The organism is Bradyrhizobium sp. UFLA05-89 (genome assembly GCF_059803475.1).
The window spans coordinates 20,071-35,293 of record NZ_JBANBA010000019.1; the positions used below are offsets into that span (position 1 = coordinate 20,071).

Sequence of the window (15,223 nt, forward strand, 5' to 3'; positions counted from 1 at the left end):
GTGGGGCCGCCCCTGGGACTCATGGCTTTGGGTCTTTTGGCGACGCTGAACCGATCGCGACGCGTCCGAACGGTCGCGGCAGCCCCTAACAGTTGCGGGTTGTTCGTCCCACCCGGGTGGCAGCGCCTCGCCGACGTCAGACTGACGTCTGTGGGTCGGGGTGCAGTCTGGTCGCCGCGAAACATGGGACAGCTGTCTTGAAAATGATCACGCAGGCTCTTCAAGTCGAACCCTTCGATCTGGTGGTTTTCGGTGGGACTGGCGATCTGTCCTACCGCAAGCTCTATCCGGCGCTGTTTCGCCGTCACCATGAAGGTCAGCTTTCACCGGGAACGCGCGTCGTCGCCGTCTCGCGGCAGCGGATGAGCAGGCGGGAATTCGCCATCGCCGTCGGCGATGCCCTGAAACGCTTCGATCCCGCCCGCGCGTGCAATCCCGAGGCGCTCGCAAGCTTTGTCGACCTGCTGGATTATGTCGTCGTGGATGCAGGCGGCGATCTCGGTTGGGCGGACCTCAAAGCTAGTCTTGGCGACGATCCCGTGCGCGTTCGGGCGTTCTATCTGGCCACCTCGCCGGACTTGTTCGGAAAGATAGCCGATCGGCTTTCGGCACATCGATTGATCACAAGCGCGACACGCGTGATTGTCGAAAAGCCCATCGGCAAGGACGGCGCGTCGGCCGCCGAGATCAACGACGCTCTCGGCGAAGTTTTTGCCGAAAGCCAGATTTTCCGCATCGACCACTATCTCGGCAAGGAGACGGTGCAGAATCTCATGGCGTTGCGCTTCGCCAACGCCTTGTTCGAGCCTCTATGGAATTCGGGTCATATCGACCACATCCAGATTACGGTGTCCGAAAGCATCGGCGTCGAGAGTCGCGCTGGCTATTACGACAAGTCGGGAGCGCTGCGCGACATGGTGCAGAACCATCTCCTGCAATTGCTCTGTCTCGTGGCGATGGAGCCGCCGGCGTCACTCACAGCCGATGCGGTGCGCGATGAAAAACGCAAGGTGCTCCAGTCGCTGCTGAAGATCGACGCCAGCAATGCGGCCGAGCGGACCGTGCGGGGGCAATATCGTGCGGGCGCGGCGTTTGGCGAAGCGGTGCGCGGCTATGCCGAGGAGGTTGGCGACCCGGACAGCGCCACCGAGACCTTCGTGGCGCTGAAGCTCGAAATCGAGAACTGGCGCTGGGCCGGCGTGCCCTTCTATCTGCGTACCGGCAAGAGATTGCCCGAACGCATTTCCGAGATCGTCGTCACCTTCCGCAAGGCCCCGCATGCGCTGTTCGCGGCGAGTGCGGGTAAGGTTCATCAAACCAAGCTCGTCATCCGCCTTCAACCCGACGAAGGCATCAAGCTCTGGTTGATGATCAAGGAGCCGGGACCAGGTGGATTTCGACTTCAGCATGTTTCGCTCGACATGAGCTTCTCCAAGGCCTTCGGGAACAATGCGCCGGAGGCCTATGAGCGGCTGCTGATGGACGTGATCCGCGGCAACGCCACCTTGTTCATGCGGCGCGACGAAGTCGAGGCCGCCTGGGCGTTCATCGATCCAATCCGCCAAGCTTGGTCGGACTCGAAAGAGCCGCCACGCCCCTATGTCGCCGGCAGTTGGGGACCCTCGGCCGCGATTGCTCTGATCGAGCGCGATGGTCGGACATGGGTCGAGGACGGTGAATGGGCGTGACGAAGCCAGCAAGAATTGCTGGCGCCGAGAGCCCTCGAAACAAGTGACACACTGAACTCAAGGCGGTTCACGCAAGAGACTGAGGACCAGGCATGGCCATTTTGAACGCAAGAATCGGCGAGGTCACCGAGGCGATCGTCCGGCGCAGCCGCGATGCGCGGTCGCGCTATCTCGATCGCATCGCGAGCACGGCATCCGCCGCGCCTCATCGCCAACGTTTGGGTTGCGCCAATCAGGCGCATGGTTTCGCCGCTTGCGCGGCAAACGACAAGGATGCGTTGCGCCTGGGTGTGAAGCCAAATTTGGGCGTCGTCACCGCCTACAATGACATGCTCTCGGCTCACAAGCCCTATGAGCATTATCCGGAGCTGATCCGGTCGGAAGCGCGCGCGATCGGCGCGACCGCCCAGGTCGCGGGCGGTGTTCCCGCCATGTGCGACGGGATCACCCAGGGCGAGGCCGGAATGGAGCTTTCGCTGTTTTCACGCGACGTCATTGCGCTGTCGGTTGCGGTCGCTTTGTCGCACCAAACATTCGATGCCGTCGCGCTTCTCGGCATCTGCGACAAAATCGTTCCTGGCCTTGTGATCGGCGCTTTGTCGTTCGGGCATTTGCCGGCGATCTTCATTCCCGCGGGACCGATGCCTTCGGGCGTCCCAAACGCCGAGAAGAACCGCGTTCGCCAGCTCTTCGCCGAGGGCAAGGTCGATCGAGCTGCTCTGCTGGAAGTCGAGGCGCGATCCTATCATGCGCCCGGCACCTGCACATTCTACGGCACGGCCAACACCAATCAGATGCTCCTGGAATTCATGGGCCTGCAGTTGCCAGGTGCATCCTTCGTCAATCCGGACACGATCCTGCGCGAGGCCCTGACCAGAGAAGCGGTCCGGCAGGTCATCGGCCTCAGTGCCTTGGGCTCGCAGTTCTTGCCTGTCGGCCGCATGATCGACGAGCGCTCTTTCGTCAATGCGATGGCGGGCATCGCCGCCACAGGTGGTTCGACGAACGCTGTGATCCATCTCGTAGCCATGGCGGCGGCGGCGGGATTGACGGTGGACCTGCGCGATTTCGAACGGGTAGCCGAAGTCACCCCGTTGCTGGCGCGGGTCTATCCGAATGGCCAGGCTGACGTGAACCAGTTTCATGCTGCCGGCGGCACGATCTTTGTCATCCGTGAATTGCTCGACGCGGGTCTGCTGCATGCGGACGCGGCAACCGCCTTTGCCGGGACATTGGCCTCTTACCGCCAGGAGCCGATCCTCAGCAACTCTGGCGCAGTCGTCTGGCGCGAAGGGCCGGCCACGAGCGCCGACGATGCGATACTGCGCGGCATCGAGAGGCCCTTCAGCCCAACCGGCGGCTTGCGGATTCTCGAAGGCGATCTTGGCAGGGCGGTCATCAAGACCTCCGCGGTTGCACCTGAAAGGCATGTCGTTGAAGCGCCGGCGCTGGTGTTCCATTCGCAGGAGGAGTTGCAGGCGGCCTTCAAGGCCGGAAAGCTCGATCGCGATTTCATCGCCGTGATCCGCTTTCAGGGCCCGCGCGCGATCGGCATGCCGGAACTCCATAAGCTGATGCCGCCGCTCGGCGTCTTGCAGGATCGCGGCTTCAAGGTTGCGCTTGTCACCGACGGCCGGATGTCGGGCGCCTCAGGCAAGGTGCCCGCTGCAATCCATCTCACGCCCGAAGCGCTCGACGGAGGCCCGGTCGCCAAAATCCGCGACGGTGACTTCATCCGCATGGATGCAGTCGCGGGAACGTTGACCGTTCGGGTGCCTGCCGACGAATGGGCGGCCCGTCCGCTTGCCAGCAAAGATCTGTCTGCCTCGCACGTCGGAATCGGCCGAGAGCTCTTCTCCCAATTGCGCGCGTCCGTCGGCCCTGCAGATCGCGGTGCCAGCATTTTTTCAGGGTTGAACGCATGACGACCCTCCTTCCGCAGAGCGGGCTCAAGGACATTTTGTGCCGCGCGCCGGTCGTTCCAGTCGTGGTGATCGAAAAGCTGGTCGACGCCACTTCATTGGCGCGTGCCTTGGTCGCCGGTGGTTTGTCCGTCATCGAAGTGACCCTGCGCACGCAGGCCGCACTCGAAGCGATCCGCATCATTGCCGCTGAAGTCGAGGGCGCGGTCGTCGGTGCCGGTACGGTGCTCAGCCCACACCAGCTGGAGGCGGCGCGTGAAGCCGGCGCGCGCTTCGCGGTGTCGCCCGGTGCGACAGACGCCTTGCTCAACGCGGCGGGTGCCTTGGGGATGCCGCTTCTGCCTGGAGTGGCCAGTGCTTCCGAGGCCATGGCACTGATCGCGCGCGGTTATCAATTTGCGAAATTCTTTCCGGCCGAGCCCGCCGGCGGGATTCCCTATCTGAAGTCGCTGGTTTCTCCGTTACCTCAACTGCAGTTTTGCCCGACAGGCGGGCTGACGCCAGAAACCGCCCCGAACTATCTCGCACTTCCCAACGTGATCTGCGTCGGCGGCTCCTGGATGCTCAGGCCCGAAGCGATCGCAGCGCGCGACTGGGAGGCCCTGACCGTAGCCAGCAAGCAAGCGGCAGGGCTACAAAAAATCAAACGGCAAGCCGGACGGTTGCCGATTTGACGCGTAGCCTGCTGGTTCCATCAACGGCGATTTTGCGCTTCAAGCTGCTCGACAGCACTCGCAGAAGCAAAGCGACAAGGCAAAATCGTCCTCGGCCGTCAGGCCGACGCCGTCCCTTAATCTGATGCTGGCGGCCGGTATTCTCGAATATGCCGACAAGGAGAGCCGCGTTTTTCTTGGCCGCAAATTGTACTTCCTTGGTCTTGCCGATCAGTCGCAGTTCGACCTGACCCGCGAGTGCCGGTCGTATCGCGATGAGCTCACCGAGACGACGCGCGAGAGAGTTGCTTCCCGCGCCATCATTGCTTTCGAGGCGTCACGAGCCAAGATGCGAGCGGTGCTAGCTCGTTCCGACCTGCAAACTCGCGCTGATGTCTCATCATAGGAAGTCAGGCCGTGAGCGAAAGCTCGATTGCCGACCGGTAATTTGCCGGCAGAACCTAATTTTCGACGTCGACGTACTGCCGCAGCCTGAAGATGACGTCGGGCAAAGCGTATCGCAGCCGTGCTGCATTTTGGGAAGTGGTCGAGAACGGGGCGAACCTGATCATGGCATTCCATGGCCGATACCCGTAGACGACGATCGAGACGCCTGAGTTCGGAAAGCCATCTACTTTGCGAAGCTCGCCAAGAACAAGGTCGGCGATCGCCACAGCCGGCAGTCGCGCTCGTTTTTCATCGTGGCCGCTGGTTGACATGGGAGCAATTGGCTTCGTTTGCGGCGCGGAGGAGGTCACGGGCTCCTCTTGGAGCGTTGGCGGTATCTCCGGCACCTGAGGCGCGGTCGTGCTCGTCGGCGCTGACTGGGCAGCCTCGAGCGGATGCGACCTTGAAGCTTGCTCTTTCGTGGACTTGCCGCCCAGAATGCCGCTGATCAGCGCCACAAGGCCTGCATCTTTCGCGTCATCGCTCATTGCTCTCTCGCGGTTCTGCCCAGAGTAACCACTTCCTGAAAAGAACGCCACTACGACGCCTGGGCAAGTGATCGCGGTTCCTGTGTTAGCAATCGAACATTCAGGCGTGCAAAGGTCCGCTAATCTCCACCTCTACGAGAACTCACGAAGGGGCGTTCGAAGGTGTTGGATAGTCTGGTGATGCGCTGGCGTATGCGCAATTTCTTATTGGTTTGTCCGTCTTGCAAAAATGCCGCTTCCGCGCTCCGCGGACGCTACATGCTCGGCGAGGAGCGATTGACATGCGACCGCTGCGGAGCGACTGACTCTGTAACTTTCTGGCGTTTCGAAGGGATAGCTTACCGGGCGTGTGCGGCGGAGCCACTGACTGCACGCGTCACAGCTCGCACTCCATAGCCTAGCACAAGAACTTGCAGCTGATCGCCAAGGTGCCATCCCGACACGTCGAGTCAGGGGCCGTTGCGAGAATCCGCCTGCTTAGAGCTCCCTGAAGCTGGGATGGAAACAGCTGCAGACGAACGCAGGTCACTTAGGGCAACCCCGGTCACCCCATGCGAAATCGCGCGGCTGACCAAGGCGTCGATCTGTGCGGCGGCGTCCTCAATTGGCAGTCCGTCCGGCCTGATATTAGAGATGCAGTTTCTAGACGAATCCATCGTGCCGACGCGTGGTCGCCATGTGATATAGGCGCCAAGGGAATCGGCTGCCGAAAGGCCAGGACGCTCGCCAATCAGAACGATGGCGAGCTTGGCGTTCAGCAGTTCGCCGATCTCGTCGCCGACAGCGACGCGGCCTTGCTCGACGAGCACAAACGGGGCAAGGCTGAGCCCTCTGGCCAGCAACAGAAGTCGAAGGCGCTCGACGAGCGGCGCGAGATTTCCCGCAATCGCCGACGAAGAAAGACCGTCGGCAGCGACGATCACGACGTCGCCGCCGGCTGGCTGCGCTTTCAGAACCTCGCGTCCTTCCGACGAAAGGCGTCGCCCAAGATCAGGGCGACGAAGATACTCGGCTCGATCGTTCGCGGCGGTGCGTATCCGTACAATACTCCAACCTTGGGCGCGCAGGCGTTCCTCGAGCGGCTCGAAATCGAGGGGGATATGGACGGCGTCTCTGGCGCGTGCGTGATCAGCCAGGAAGTTGAGCGTCGCGACGGTAGATTGCCCGGAGCCGGCTCGTCCCAATCCGATCCTGGCGGGCGTGAAGCTACGCAGGCGCTCCAGTCCGCCGCTCGCTTGTGGAGCTCGATCGCCGCTATCTGACCGGTCGTCCTGCATCAGCCCACCATCGATTCGATCAGTGTGATCGCTGGCGCGATCGCGGAGGTGGGGGACTTTTCGAGCGCTCGACCGGCCTGATCGATGACGCCCACGCGCTGCAGCCACGCTTCGAATTCGGGAGCGGTTCGCTTTCCGAGTGTTCCGCGAATGTAGAGAGCGTCGTGGAACGCCAGGCTCTGATAGTTCAGCATGACGTCGTCTGCGCCGGGAACGGCGATGACGAAGGCGACGCCGGCGGCGCTCAGCAGCGTGAGCAGCGCGTCCATGTCATCTTGGTCGGCTTCCGCATGGTTCGTGTAGCAGACGTCGCAACCCATCGGCAGGCCAAGCAGCTTGCCACAGAAATGATCCTCCAGGCCGGCTCGCGTGATTTCCTTGCCGTTGTAGAGATATTCCGGGCCGATGAAGCCGACGACTGTGTTGACCAGGAGCGGATTGAATCGTCTGGCCACGGCATACGCGCGTGTCTCCATCGTCTGCTGATCGACACCGAAATGGGCGTCGGCGGAGAGGGCGCTGCCCTGTCCCGTCTCGAAATACATTACGTTTCGACCGACAGTCCCGCGGCCCAGGGAGAGTGCGGCGTCATTGGCCTCCGCGAGCAGCGCTAGATCAATTCCGAAACTGCGATTGGCCTTTTCCGAGCCGGCGATCGACTGAAAGACGAGATCGACGGGGGCGCCTGCGCTGATCGCTCGCATCGCCGTCGTGAGGTGACCCAAGCAGCAGGTCTGTGTCGGGATATCGAGACGCTGCCTGACGTCGTCGAGCAAGGCAACGATCCGCATGTAGTCGTCCAAGCCGTCTGTCGCAGGATTGACGCCGATCACGGCGTCGCCAATGCCGAACATGAGCCCATCGAGGAGGCTGGCAGCGATGCCGCGCGAATCGTCAGTCGGATGGTTTGGCTGAAGACGAGTGGATAGGCGGCCCGTAAGCCCAATCGTGTTGCGAAAGGCCGTTATAACACGGCACTTGGCGGCGACGACGATTAGATCTTGCGCGCGCATGATCTTGGAAACGGCGGCGACCATTTCGGGCGTCAACCCCGGAGCAAGCCGCGTGAGATCGGCCGTTGTCGTCTTTTCGTCCAGGAGCCATTCCCGAAACTCGCCGACGGTCAAATGCGATATCGGCGCAAAGGCCGCGAGGTCATGACTGTTGTAGATAAGGCGCGAAACCTCATCCTCCTCATAAGGAATGAGTGCAACGTTCAGAAAGGTCTTGAGCGGAAGATCGGCCAACGCAGTTTGAGCGGCCACGCGCTCGATGGCGCTCTGAGCCGCGACGCCAGCCAGCACGTCGCCGGAGCGGGCCGGCGACGCTTTGCCGAGAAGCGTCTTCAGATCCGCAAAGGTCCAGCGTGTGCCGCCAAGCGTCGTGCTGTAAGACATGCGGGGCTCCTCATGGCGTGAGACGTTTTGTCAGACGTCTTCATTCAGCGAGGACGCCGGCGTCCCGGCGCGAGCGCCGCGCCAGGAGATTGGCGACGATCAAAAGCAGGATCGATAGCGCCATCATCAGCGTCGCTGCGGCGGTAATGGCCGGGCTTAGCTGTTCGCGCAGGCCGGTGAACATCTCGAGCGGTAGAGTTCGTTGATCTGCATTGGCGAGAAATTGCACGACGACGACCTCGTCGAATGACGTAACGAAGGCAAAAGCCGCCCCGGAGAGCACGCCGGGCAGGATCAGCGGTAGCATCACCCGAAAGAATCCGGTGAGCGGCTTGGCGCCCAGGATCGCCGTCGCACGCATCAGATTCCGATCGAAGCCCGTGAGGCTGGCACCGACGGTCACCACGACGAACGGGCTTGCAAGGACCGTGTGAGCAAGAACGATCCCGGCGTAAGTATTGGCGAGACCGATTCTGGCGTAGAAGAGATAGGTGCCGACAGCGGTCACCACGACCGGGACGATCAGCGGCGAGATCAGCAGTGGGACGACGAAACGGCGCGCAGGGAATTTCGGGTCTGACAGGCCTATCGCGGTGAGGGTCCCGAGTATCGTCGCCAGGATGGTCGCTCCGAAGCCGATCAGCAGACTATTGCCGATAGCAGCCCGCCAGCGCGGCGTACCGAGCACGACTTCGTACCAGCGGGTCGAGAATCCGGCGAGCGGGAAGGTAAAGAACGATCCGCTGTTGAAGGAGAGGGGCACGGGTACGAAGATCGGCACGACCAGAAAGATGAGGACGAGAACGCACCAGAACCAGAGCGCGGCCACGCGAAGCCGTTCGCCGGTGGTCGGATATGGCGAAAGCAGCATGGCTTTACCCCATCTTGAAGAGATCGAGACCGAGATAACGGGTCATGGCTACATAGAGGCCGAGGGTCGAGGCGAGCAGGACGAAGCTGAGCGCCGCCGCCATCTCCCAATTCAGTTCCGCGTTGACGTAGTTGGCGATGAAGTTGCTGATCAACTGGTCGCTCGCCCCACCGATCAGGACCGGCGTGATGTAATAGCCGAGACACAAAATGAAGGTGAGCAGACAGCCGGCGAGAACGCCCGGAACGACCTGCGGGAGATAGACCCGACAGAAAGCGGTGAGTGGGCGGGCGCCGAGCGATTGCGCGGCGCGCATCAGCGATGGGGGGACCGAACGCATCACGCTGTAAATCGGGAGCAGCGTGAAGGGCAACTGGATATGCGTCATCGCGATGATCAGTCCCGCGCGGCTGTACATCAATTCGAGACGATCCGATGTCAGGCCGAGCCACAGCAGGAGATCGTTGAGGAGGCCATATTTCTGAAGCAGTACCGTCCAGGCAGCCGTTCGGACAAGGATCGACGTCCAGAACGGCAGCAGAACCAGAACGAGAACCACCGCGGCAGTTGCCGGACGGAGGTGGGTGATCAGGTAGGCGAGGGGAAAGCCGAGCGCCAAAGTGGCGAGGGTAACGAGCGTGGCGACCAGAAAGGTCCGACCAAATACGCGCAAGAAAACCGCCTGGCCGGAGGGAACCGTGCCAATCGTTCCTTCGTCCGTCCACCGCAAATCGAAGGCGCTGAGAAGGTAAAACGAGGTAAACCGATGCGTTCCCGCCCGGATCGCCGTCCAGCTTTTCGCTTCGCCGAGGAGCGGCGCTGACTTGATTATTGCCTCCTTGCTTGTCGCCTGATCCTGGCTTGCCAGCCGGGCGAGACGTAGCACCTGGCTGCGCGCGCCGGGCAGGCGGGTGTTGAGGCTCTTGGCGAACTCAGGGACCGCACCCGCTGCCTGCGCCTGCTTAAGGTCCGCTGCAAGAGCAAGGAACGCAGCGTCGTTCGGCACGCCCGCTCCGTTATCCGAACGCAGCGCATCGATGGTATGCGGCAACGCATTGGCGATCGTCGGCTCATAAACGGCTCGTGAGAGCAGTGCGACAATCGGCGCACCGAAGCTGAAGATCAACAGCAGCAGGAGCGGGGCAGCCAGCGCCAGCGGACGAAGGCTCTCGCTGTGCTCTCTTCCCCTGATTGCGGGCATTGCGATCGATGTCATCTTGCGCTCCTTGCATCCGCCATGAGCCGGGCGTCAGGCGATTGCCGCCTACTGGGCGAGCCACGCGTTGAAGCGTTTCACGAGGTCCTCGCCCTGGTCGCCCCAGAATTCGACGTCGCTCACCAGATAGGTCTTCATGTGATCCGGCGCGGTCGGGAGCTTCGGCAGAACTTCTTTGGGGACGAATGCAGTTGCGTCGGCCCGCACCGGGCCATAGGGGATGAAGCGGCCCAACTGCGCGCTCACCTCGGGCTCGGCGGCGTAGGCGAGATATTTGTAGGCCAGATCCTGGTTCTTGGCGCCCTTCGGGATCGCGATCATGTCGTACTCGACAATCTGGTTATTCCAAACGATCACGAATGGCCGCTGATCCTGGTCGATTGCGTTTTGAATGCGCCCGTTCCACGCGGTCGTCATGACGACTTCTTTCGAAGCCAGGAGTTGCGGCGGCTGTGCACCAGCCTCCCACCAAACGATGTCCTTCTTGATGCTGTCGAGCTTTTTGAAGGCGCGATCGACGCCGGCCGGGGTCGCCAGTACTTTATATACGTCGTCGATCGGCACGCCGTCGGCCATCAGCGCCCACTCGAGATTCTGCGCTGGCGCCTTGCGCATGGCGCGCTTGCCAGGAAACTTCCTCGTGTCGAAAATGTCGAGAACCGAAGTCGGGGCCTCCTTCAGCACCGTCGTGTCATAGGCAAGAACGTCGCCGTAAACGTCGATACCGACGCCGCAATCGAGTGCCGTGCCGGGGAGGAATTTCGACCGGTCGGCGATCTTTGAATAGTCGAGACGGATCAGGACCCCTGCGTCGCAGCCCTGAAGAACCGTCGAAGTTTCGACGGTCACGAGATCAATAGGGACATTGCCGGTCTCGACCATTGCTTTGATCTTGCCAAGCTCGCCCGTGTATTCCTGCTCGTTGAGTTTGATGTTGGCTTTCTTGGCGAAGGGCTCGAACCAAGCTTGACGCAGCGCGGTCTGCCAGGCGCCCCCTGTCGCCATGACCGTAAGCTCCTCAGCGTTCGCGGGCTGCCATTGCGAAACGATCGCCGCGCTCGCCAAGGCTAAGGCCGTTCTGCACACTCGTGTCATGGGTATCTCCCTGAGCTTACTAAACTGCATTGGCGGACGCGCCGGTCGGAAAGGCCCGGCATTCCGAGGCAGGCCAGCAAAGATCGATCGTGTCGCCTGTTGCGAGCGCCGCCTCCGCGTCGATCTTCACCGTCAAAACCTGTCCGCTCGGCAGGCGCGCGAGCAGGCGCTGATGGTCGCCGTGGTAGATGCGGCCGTCGACCTTGGCCCGGAAATGATTCTCCGCTCCTCCCGTAGTAGCGGACAATCCGATGCGCTCCGGGCGAATCGCGAGATGCACCGGTGCGCCGGGGCGGATGTCGCCGATGGATCGTGCGGTCGCTCGCAATCCCGTCGGGAGCGCAACGAGGCACTGACCGTTGCTGACGCGTTCGGCAACGCCCTCGAGCGCATTGTTCTCGCCGATGAAGCTGGCCACGAACGCGGTCGCCGGCTCCTTGTACAGTTGATCGGGCGTGCCGATCTGAACGATGGCTCCGCTTTCGAATATCGCGACGCGATCCGACATCGTCAACGCTTCGCTCTGATCGTGGGTCACGTAGACAATCGTGACGCCGAGCATTTCGTGAATTTGCTTCAGCTCGATCTGCATGTGCTCGCGTAGCTTCTTGTCGAGAGCGCCGAGTGGTTCGTCCATCAGGACGAGCGCCGGCTGGAATACGAGTGCGCGAGCCAGCGCGACGCGCTGCTGCTGTCCTCCCGACAGCTGAGTGGGTTTGCGATCCTTGAATTGCCCCAGGCGCACCATCTCCAGCGCGCGCATGACCCGGGAGGCGATTTCCTGCTTGGGCATTTTCCTGACGGAAAGGGGAAAAGCGACGTTGTCGGCTACGCTCATGTGGGGAAACAGGGCGTAGTTCTGGAACACCATGCCGATGTTGCGCTCATAGGGCGGCAGGCGGTCGACCGACTTCCCGTCCAAGGTGATGACGCCTTGGGTTGGCCGTTCAAATCCCGCCAACATGTTCAGCGTGGTCGTCTTGCCCGAGCCAGACGGGCCGAGCAGCGTCAGGAACTCGCCGCGACCGATGGACAAGTTCAGACTACGGACTGCGCGAAACGTACCGTAGGACTTCTCGACGTCGACGAACTCGACGAATCTGGCGTCCGCTTGCCCCCCAATTGCAGGTGCGCCCGCAACCTTTGCCGCCATCGTCATGACCGTTCCCCGTGCTTCGGCCCCTTTGCGAGAGATCGCGTCGAGGCGCTGCTGTTCGCGGTGCTTGTCAAGTTGTAATGCCATACAACTTGGATTTGGGTGACGATATATTCGACGGATCGTGCGGTCAACTCCAATTATACGTCATACAATGCGACCAAATTCGCTCTTTTTGCTCAGATTCGGTGCATACAAGATTATTTGTATGGCGCCGGGCCGTGTGATAAGAAAACGCGGGCAAACGAGGACTCCGGGACGCCGGAAAAGGAATGCTTGAGAATCTGGAACTGCCGGCCGGCGATCAACCGCTCTATCAACGTCTGGCGGATGCCATCGGCGCGCGCATCGCCAGCGGCGAACTGGCGAGCGGCGACAAGCTGCCCCCGTATCGTGAAATCGCGCGTGCGCTCGGCATCAATGTCACGACCGTGACGCGCGCCTTCTCGGCCTTGCAGCAGCGTGGGCTCGTCGAAGCTCGTCCCGGCCGCGGGACGCTCATCGCTTCGCGCGACGCGGAGGAGGGTGGTTTCAAATCCGCTCCCAGCGATGAGGCGGGCCTGATCGATCTGTCGGTCAACCGACCCGCCACCTCCGCCTATCTGGATACGCTGACGACAATGCTGCCGCGCCTCGCAAGGGACCGCCGGTACGGCTCGTTGCAGGACTATCATCCGCCGGAGGGGCCACTGTGGGCGCGCACCGCGGTCGCCGAATGGCTGAATGGCGTGGCTGGTGATGGCGATGCCGGCCGCGTGCTTCTGACCGATGGCGCGCAGCACGGCCTCGCCTGCGTTCTGCGTGCCCTGACGCAGCGCGGCGATGTCGTATTGGCGGATTCGATCACCTATCAGGGCATCAGCGCCCTATGCCGATCGCTGGGCCTCGACTTGCGTGGTCTACCGCTTGATCGGGAGGGTATGCGGCCGGATGCTTTTGAAGCGGCTTGCGCGAGCTGGCGACCGCGCGCCGTTTTTCTCGTCCCCAGCCTGCACAACCCTACAACGGTGGTCTTGAGCGAGGAGCGCCGTCTTGCGCTCGCAGGCGTCGCGCGCCGGCACAATGTGCTGATCATCGAAGACGATGTCTATCGGCCGCTGCTTGATGGGGCCGCTGCCTCTTTTGCGGCGCTCGAGCCGGAGCTGACCGTCTACGTCAGTGGCCTTTCGAAGTGCGTCGCACCTGGTCTGCGTTTTGGATTGGTGGTCGCGCCACGTGCCGTTCTCGGCAATATAGCGGCCGCGCTGCGCATCGATTGCTGGAGCATCAGTCCGCTCACGGCGCTGATTGCGACGAATCTGCTGGAGGATGGCGGCGCAGCGAGAATTATCGAAGTTCAGCGCGAGGAGCTGCGGCGAAGGCAGGCCGTCTTGCGCGATGCGCTTGCGGAATACGATGTTCAGAGCCACGAGGCGTCGCCTCACGCGTGGCTGCATCTGCCCGAACCATGGCGGAGCGGTGCCTTCGCTCGGGCCTGCCGTCAGCGTGGCGTCGGCGTGCTGCCCGCAGACGCCTTTGCCGTCGGGCGCGAGACGCTGGTCCATGCCGTCCGGATCAATCTAGGAGCCGCGCCATCGCTCGGCGACCTGCGGCAGGCACTGGCGATCATCGCCGGCCTCTTGAATGACGGCCACCTTGAAATCTCCGGTGCGGTCTGAAGCGTCATGGCCGCCGCCTTGATCAAAACGGACATCGTTGTCGTGGGCGCCGGCATCGTCGGGCTTGCTGCGGCGTTTCGGCTGGCAGCGGCCGGCCGAGACGTTGTCGTCGTCGATCCCAACGATCCAGGTTCCGGCGCCTCCTACGGCAATGCCGGCGCCATCGCGCCTTACGGCTGTGCCCCGATCGGCAATCCCGACGTTCTGCGCAACTTGCCTCATCTACTCCTGGGTTCGGAAAGTCCGCTCGCCATCCGGCCGACCGCTCTTTTCTCGCTGCTTCCCTGGGTGTCGCGTTTCCTTTGGCAGTCCACTCCAAGGCGGGCGCGGTGCAATGCCCGGGCGCTGCAGAGCTTGCTTAGGGAGGCCGCGCAGACCTGGCACGATCTGGCTGACCAAGCCGATGTTTCGGATCTCATCCGCGATGAGGGCTGCCTCTACATCTATCGCGAAAAGCCGCCGCCGAAGAACAGCGATTGGGCGGCCCAATTGCGAGAAGAGTTGGGCGTCAAGCAGGAATGGCTCACCTCGGAAGATGTTGCGCGCTTAGAGCCTGCGCTTCCTCGCGTGGCGGCAGGCTTATTCTTCCCAGATGCCGCCCACATCGTCGATCCGCCCGAACTCACCCGGCGGCTCTCGGATGCTGCGCGATTCCATGGCGCTTCGTTTCAACGTGTCCGCGTGGAACGGATCGAGCCACAGGTCTCCGGCCGATTCAGGTTAGTTTGCCGCGATCTTGCGATCGAGGCGCGGAAGGTTGTTCTTGCGGCAGGTGCCTGGTCGCGAACCCTTGCGCGGCAAGTAGGAGATGAGGTCCTACTTGAAACAGAGCGCGGCTATCACCTCGAATTCGCTATGGACGCTTGCCCAATCAGGAGGCCCGTCAGCCCCATTGATCTTGGTTTCTATATTACGCCGATGGTCGGCCGGTTGCGGGTCGCCGGCACCGTTGAGCTCGGCGGCCTGAATGCGCCGTTAAACCCTAACCGAACCGCACTTCTCGAGCGCGGCGTGCGCAAATTATTTCCTGATTTGGGCCCGCCACAGGCGCAATGGTTGGGCTTCCGTCCCTCGCTGCCGGATTCATTGCCGATCATTGGGCCGAGCCGACGTCATCCGAACCTCATTCACGCGTTCGGCCACGGACATCTCGGCATGACCTTGGCTGGCGTGACGAGCCTCATCGTCGCTGGCCTCGTCGAGGGAGGAAATGGCGCGTGGGATCTGTCGCCATTCCGGGTGGATCGGTTCGGCTAAGGAACAAGACAGCCTGCTCACCGCCCGTCGCGAGAAACCAGCTCGGCGGCGCGGCCGAGAAGTCCCTTGACAATCCGCGTTCCGGCGAAATATTTTAT

The 15,223-nt window shown here is 62.1% G+C and carries 13 protein-coding genes; 6 read left to right on the forward strand and 7 right to left on the reverse strand.

The genetic code is table 11. The features are described from left to right. Window positions 1-203: 203 nt before the first annotated feature. From zwf to SO139_RS12790, 4 genes are all read left to right on the forward strand, one after another. Window positions 204-1,688 carry a glucose-6-phosphate dehydrogenase gene (zwf, locus tag SO139_RS12775; protein WP_449382792.1) on the forward strand — a complete coding sequence of 495 codons (1,485 nt, stop codon included), beginning with the start codon at window positions 204-206 and terminating at the stop codon, window positions 1,686-1,688. 92 nt (window positions 1,689-1,780) lie between these two features. Continuing rightward, complete coding sequence (gene edd / locus SO139_RS12780) at window positions 1,781-3,613, forward strand: phosphogluconate dehydratase (RefSeq protein WP_449382774.1); 1,833 nt, start codon at window positions 1,781-1,783, stop codon at window positions 3,611-3,613. Further along, window positions 3,610-4,284, forward strand: a complete 675-nt coding sequence (eda, locus tag SO139_RS12785; RefSeq protein ID WP_449382775.1) for a bifunctional 4-hydroxy-2-oxoglutarate aldolase/2-dehydro-3-deoxy-phosphogluconate aldolase — start codon at window positions 3,610-3,612, stop codon at window positions 4,282-4,284. Before edd ends, eda begins: the two co-directional genes overlap by 4 nt. 124 nt (window positions 4,285-4,408) lie before the next feature. Continuing rightward, window positions 4,409-4,669 carry a hypothetical protein gene (locus SO139_RS12790; RefSeq protein ID WP_449382776.1) on the forward strand — a complete coding sequence of 87 codons (261 nt, stop codon included), beginning with the start codon at window positions 4,409-4,411 and terminating at the stop codon, window positions 4,667-4,669. Between the two features lie 55 nt (window positions 4,670-4,724). On the opposite strand, the gene SO139_RS12795 is transcribed toward SO139_RS12790, so the two are convergent. From SO139_RS12795 to SO139_RS12825, 7 genes are all read right to left on the reverse strand, one after another. After that, window positions 4,725-5,198, reverse strand: coding sequence for a hypothetical protein (locus tag SO139_RS12795; protein ID WP_449382777.1), 474 nt, complete (start codon window positions 5,196-5,198; stop codon window positions 4,725-4,727). A 449-nt stretch (window positions 5,199-5,647) separates the two neighbouring features. Continuing rightward, complete coding sequence (gene eutC, locus SO139_RS12800; protein ID WP_449382778.1) at window positions 5,648-6,475, reverse strand: ethanolamine ammonia-lyase subunit EutC; 828 nt, start codon at window positions 6,473-6,475, stop codon at window positions 5,648-5,650. Continuing rightward, window positions 6,475-7,872: an ethanolamine ammonia-lyase subunit EutB gene (locus SO139_RS12805; RefSeq protein ID WP_449382779.1), complete on the reverse strand. Its 1,398-nt coding sequence runs from the start codon at window positions 7,870-7,872 to the stop codon at window positions 6,475-6,477. The genes eutC and SO139_RS12805 overlap by 1 nt, the downstream gene beginning before the upstream one ends. Window positions 7,873-7,912: 40 nt before the next feature. Beyond that, window positions 7,913-8,743 carry an ABC transporter permease gene (locus SO139_RS12810; protein WP_449382780.1) on the reverse strand — a complete coding sequence of 277 codons (831 nt, stop codon included), beginning with the start codon at window positions 8,741-8,743 and terminating at the stop codon, window positions 7,913-7,915. Window positions 8,744-8,747: 4 nt separating this feature from the next. After that, the gene (locus SO139_RS12815; RefSeq protein ID WP_449382781.1) at window positions 8,748-9,959 is read right to left on the reverse strand and encodes an ABC transporter permease; all 1,212 of its coding nucleotides are present in this window, start codon (window positions 9,957-9,959) and stop codon (window positions 8,748-8,750) included. Between the two features lie 48 nt (window positions 9,960-10,007). Continuing rightward, on the reverse strand, window positions 10,008-10,964 hold the full coding sequence (locus tag SO139_RS12820) for an ABC transporter substrate-binding protein (protein ID WP_449382782.1): 957 nt from the start codon (window positions 10,962-10,964) through the stop codon (window positions 10,008-10,010). A gap of 109 nt (window positions 10,965-11,073) precedes the next feature. Further along, entirely contained in the window at window positions 11,074-12,207 is a 1,134-nt protein-coding gene (locus tag SO139_RS12825; RefSeq protein ID WP_449382793.1) for an ABC transporter ATP-binding protein, read from the reverse strand. 275 nt (window positions 12,208-12,482) lie between these two features. On the opposite strand from SO139_RS12825, the gene SO139_RS12830 reads away from it, so the two are divergent. Together SO139_RS12830 and SO139_RS12835 are read left to right on the forward strand one after the other, a co-directional pair. Next, window positions 12,483-13,868 (forward strand): aminotransferase-like domain-containing protein, encoded by a 1,386-nt coding sequence (locus SO139_RS12830; RefSeq protein ID WP_449382783.1) that lies wholly within the window; start codon window positions 12,483-12,485, stop codon window positions 13,866-13,868. Window positions 13,869-13,874: 6 nt separating this feature from the next. Further along, window positions 13,875-15,125 carry an NAD(P)/FAD-dependent oxidoreductase gene (locus SO139_RS12835; RefSeq protein WP_449382784.1) on the forward strand — a complete coding sequence of 417 codons (1,251 nt, stop codon included), beginning with the start codon at window positions 13,875-13,877 and terminating at the stop codon, window positions 15,123-15,125. Window positions 15,126-15,223: the final 98 nt, after the last annotated feature.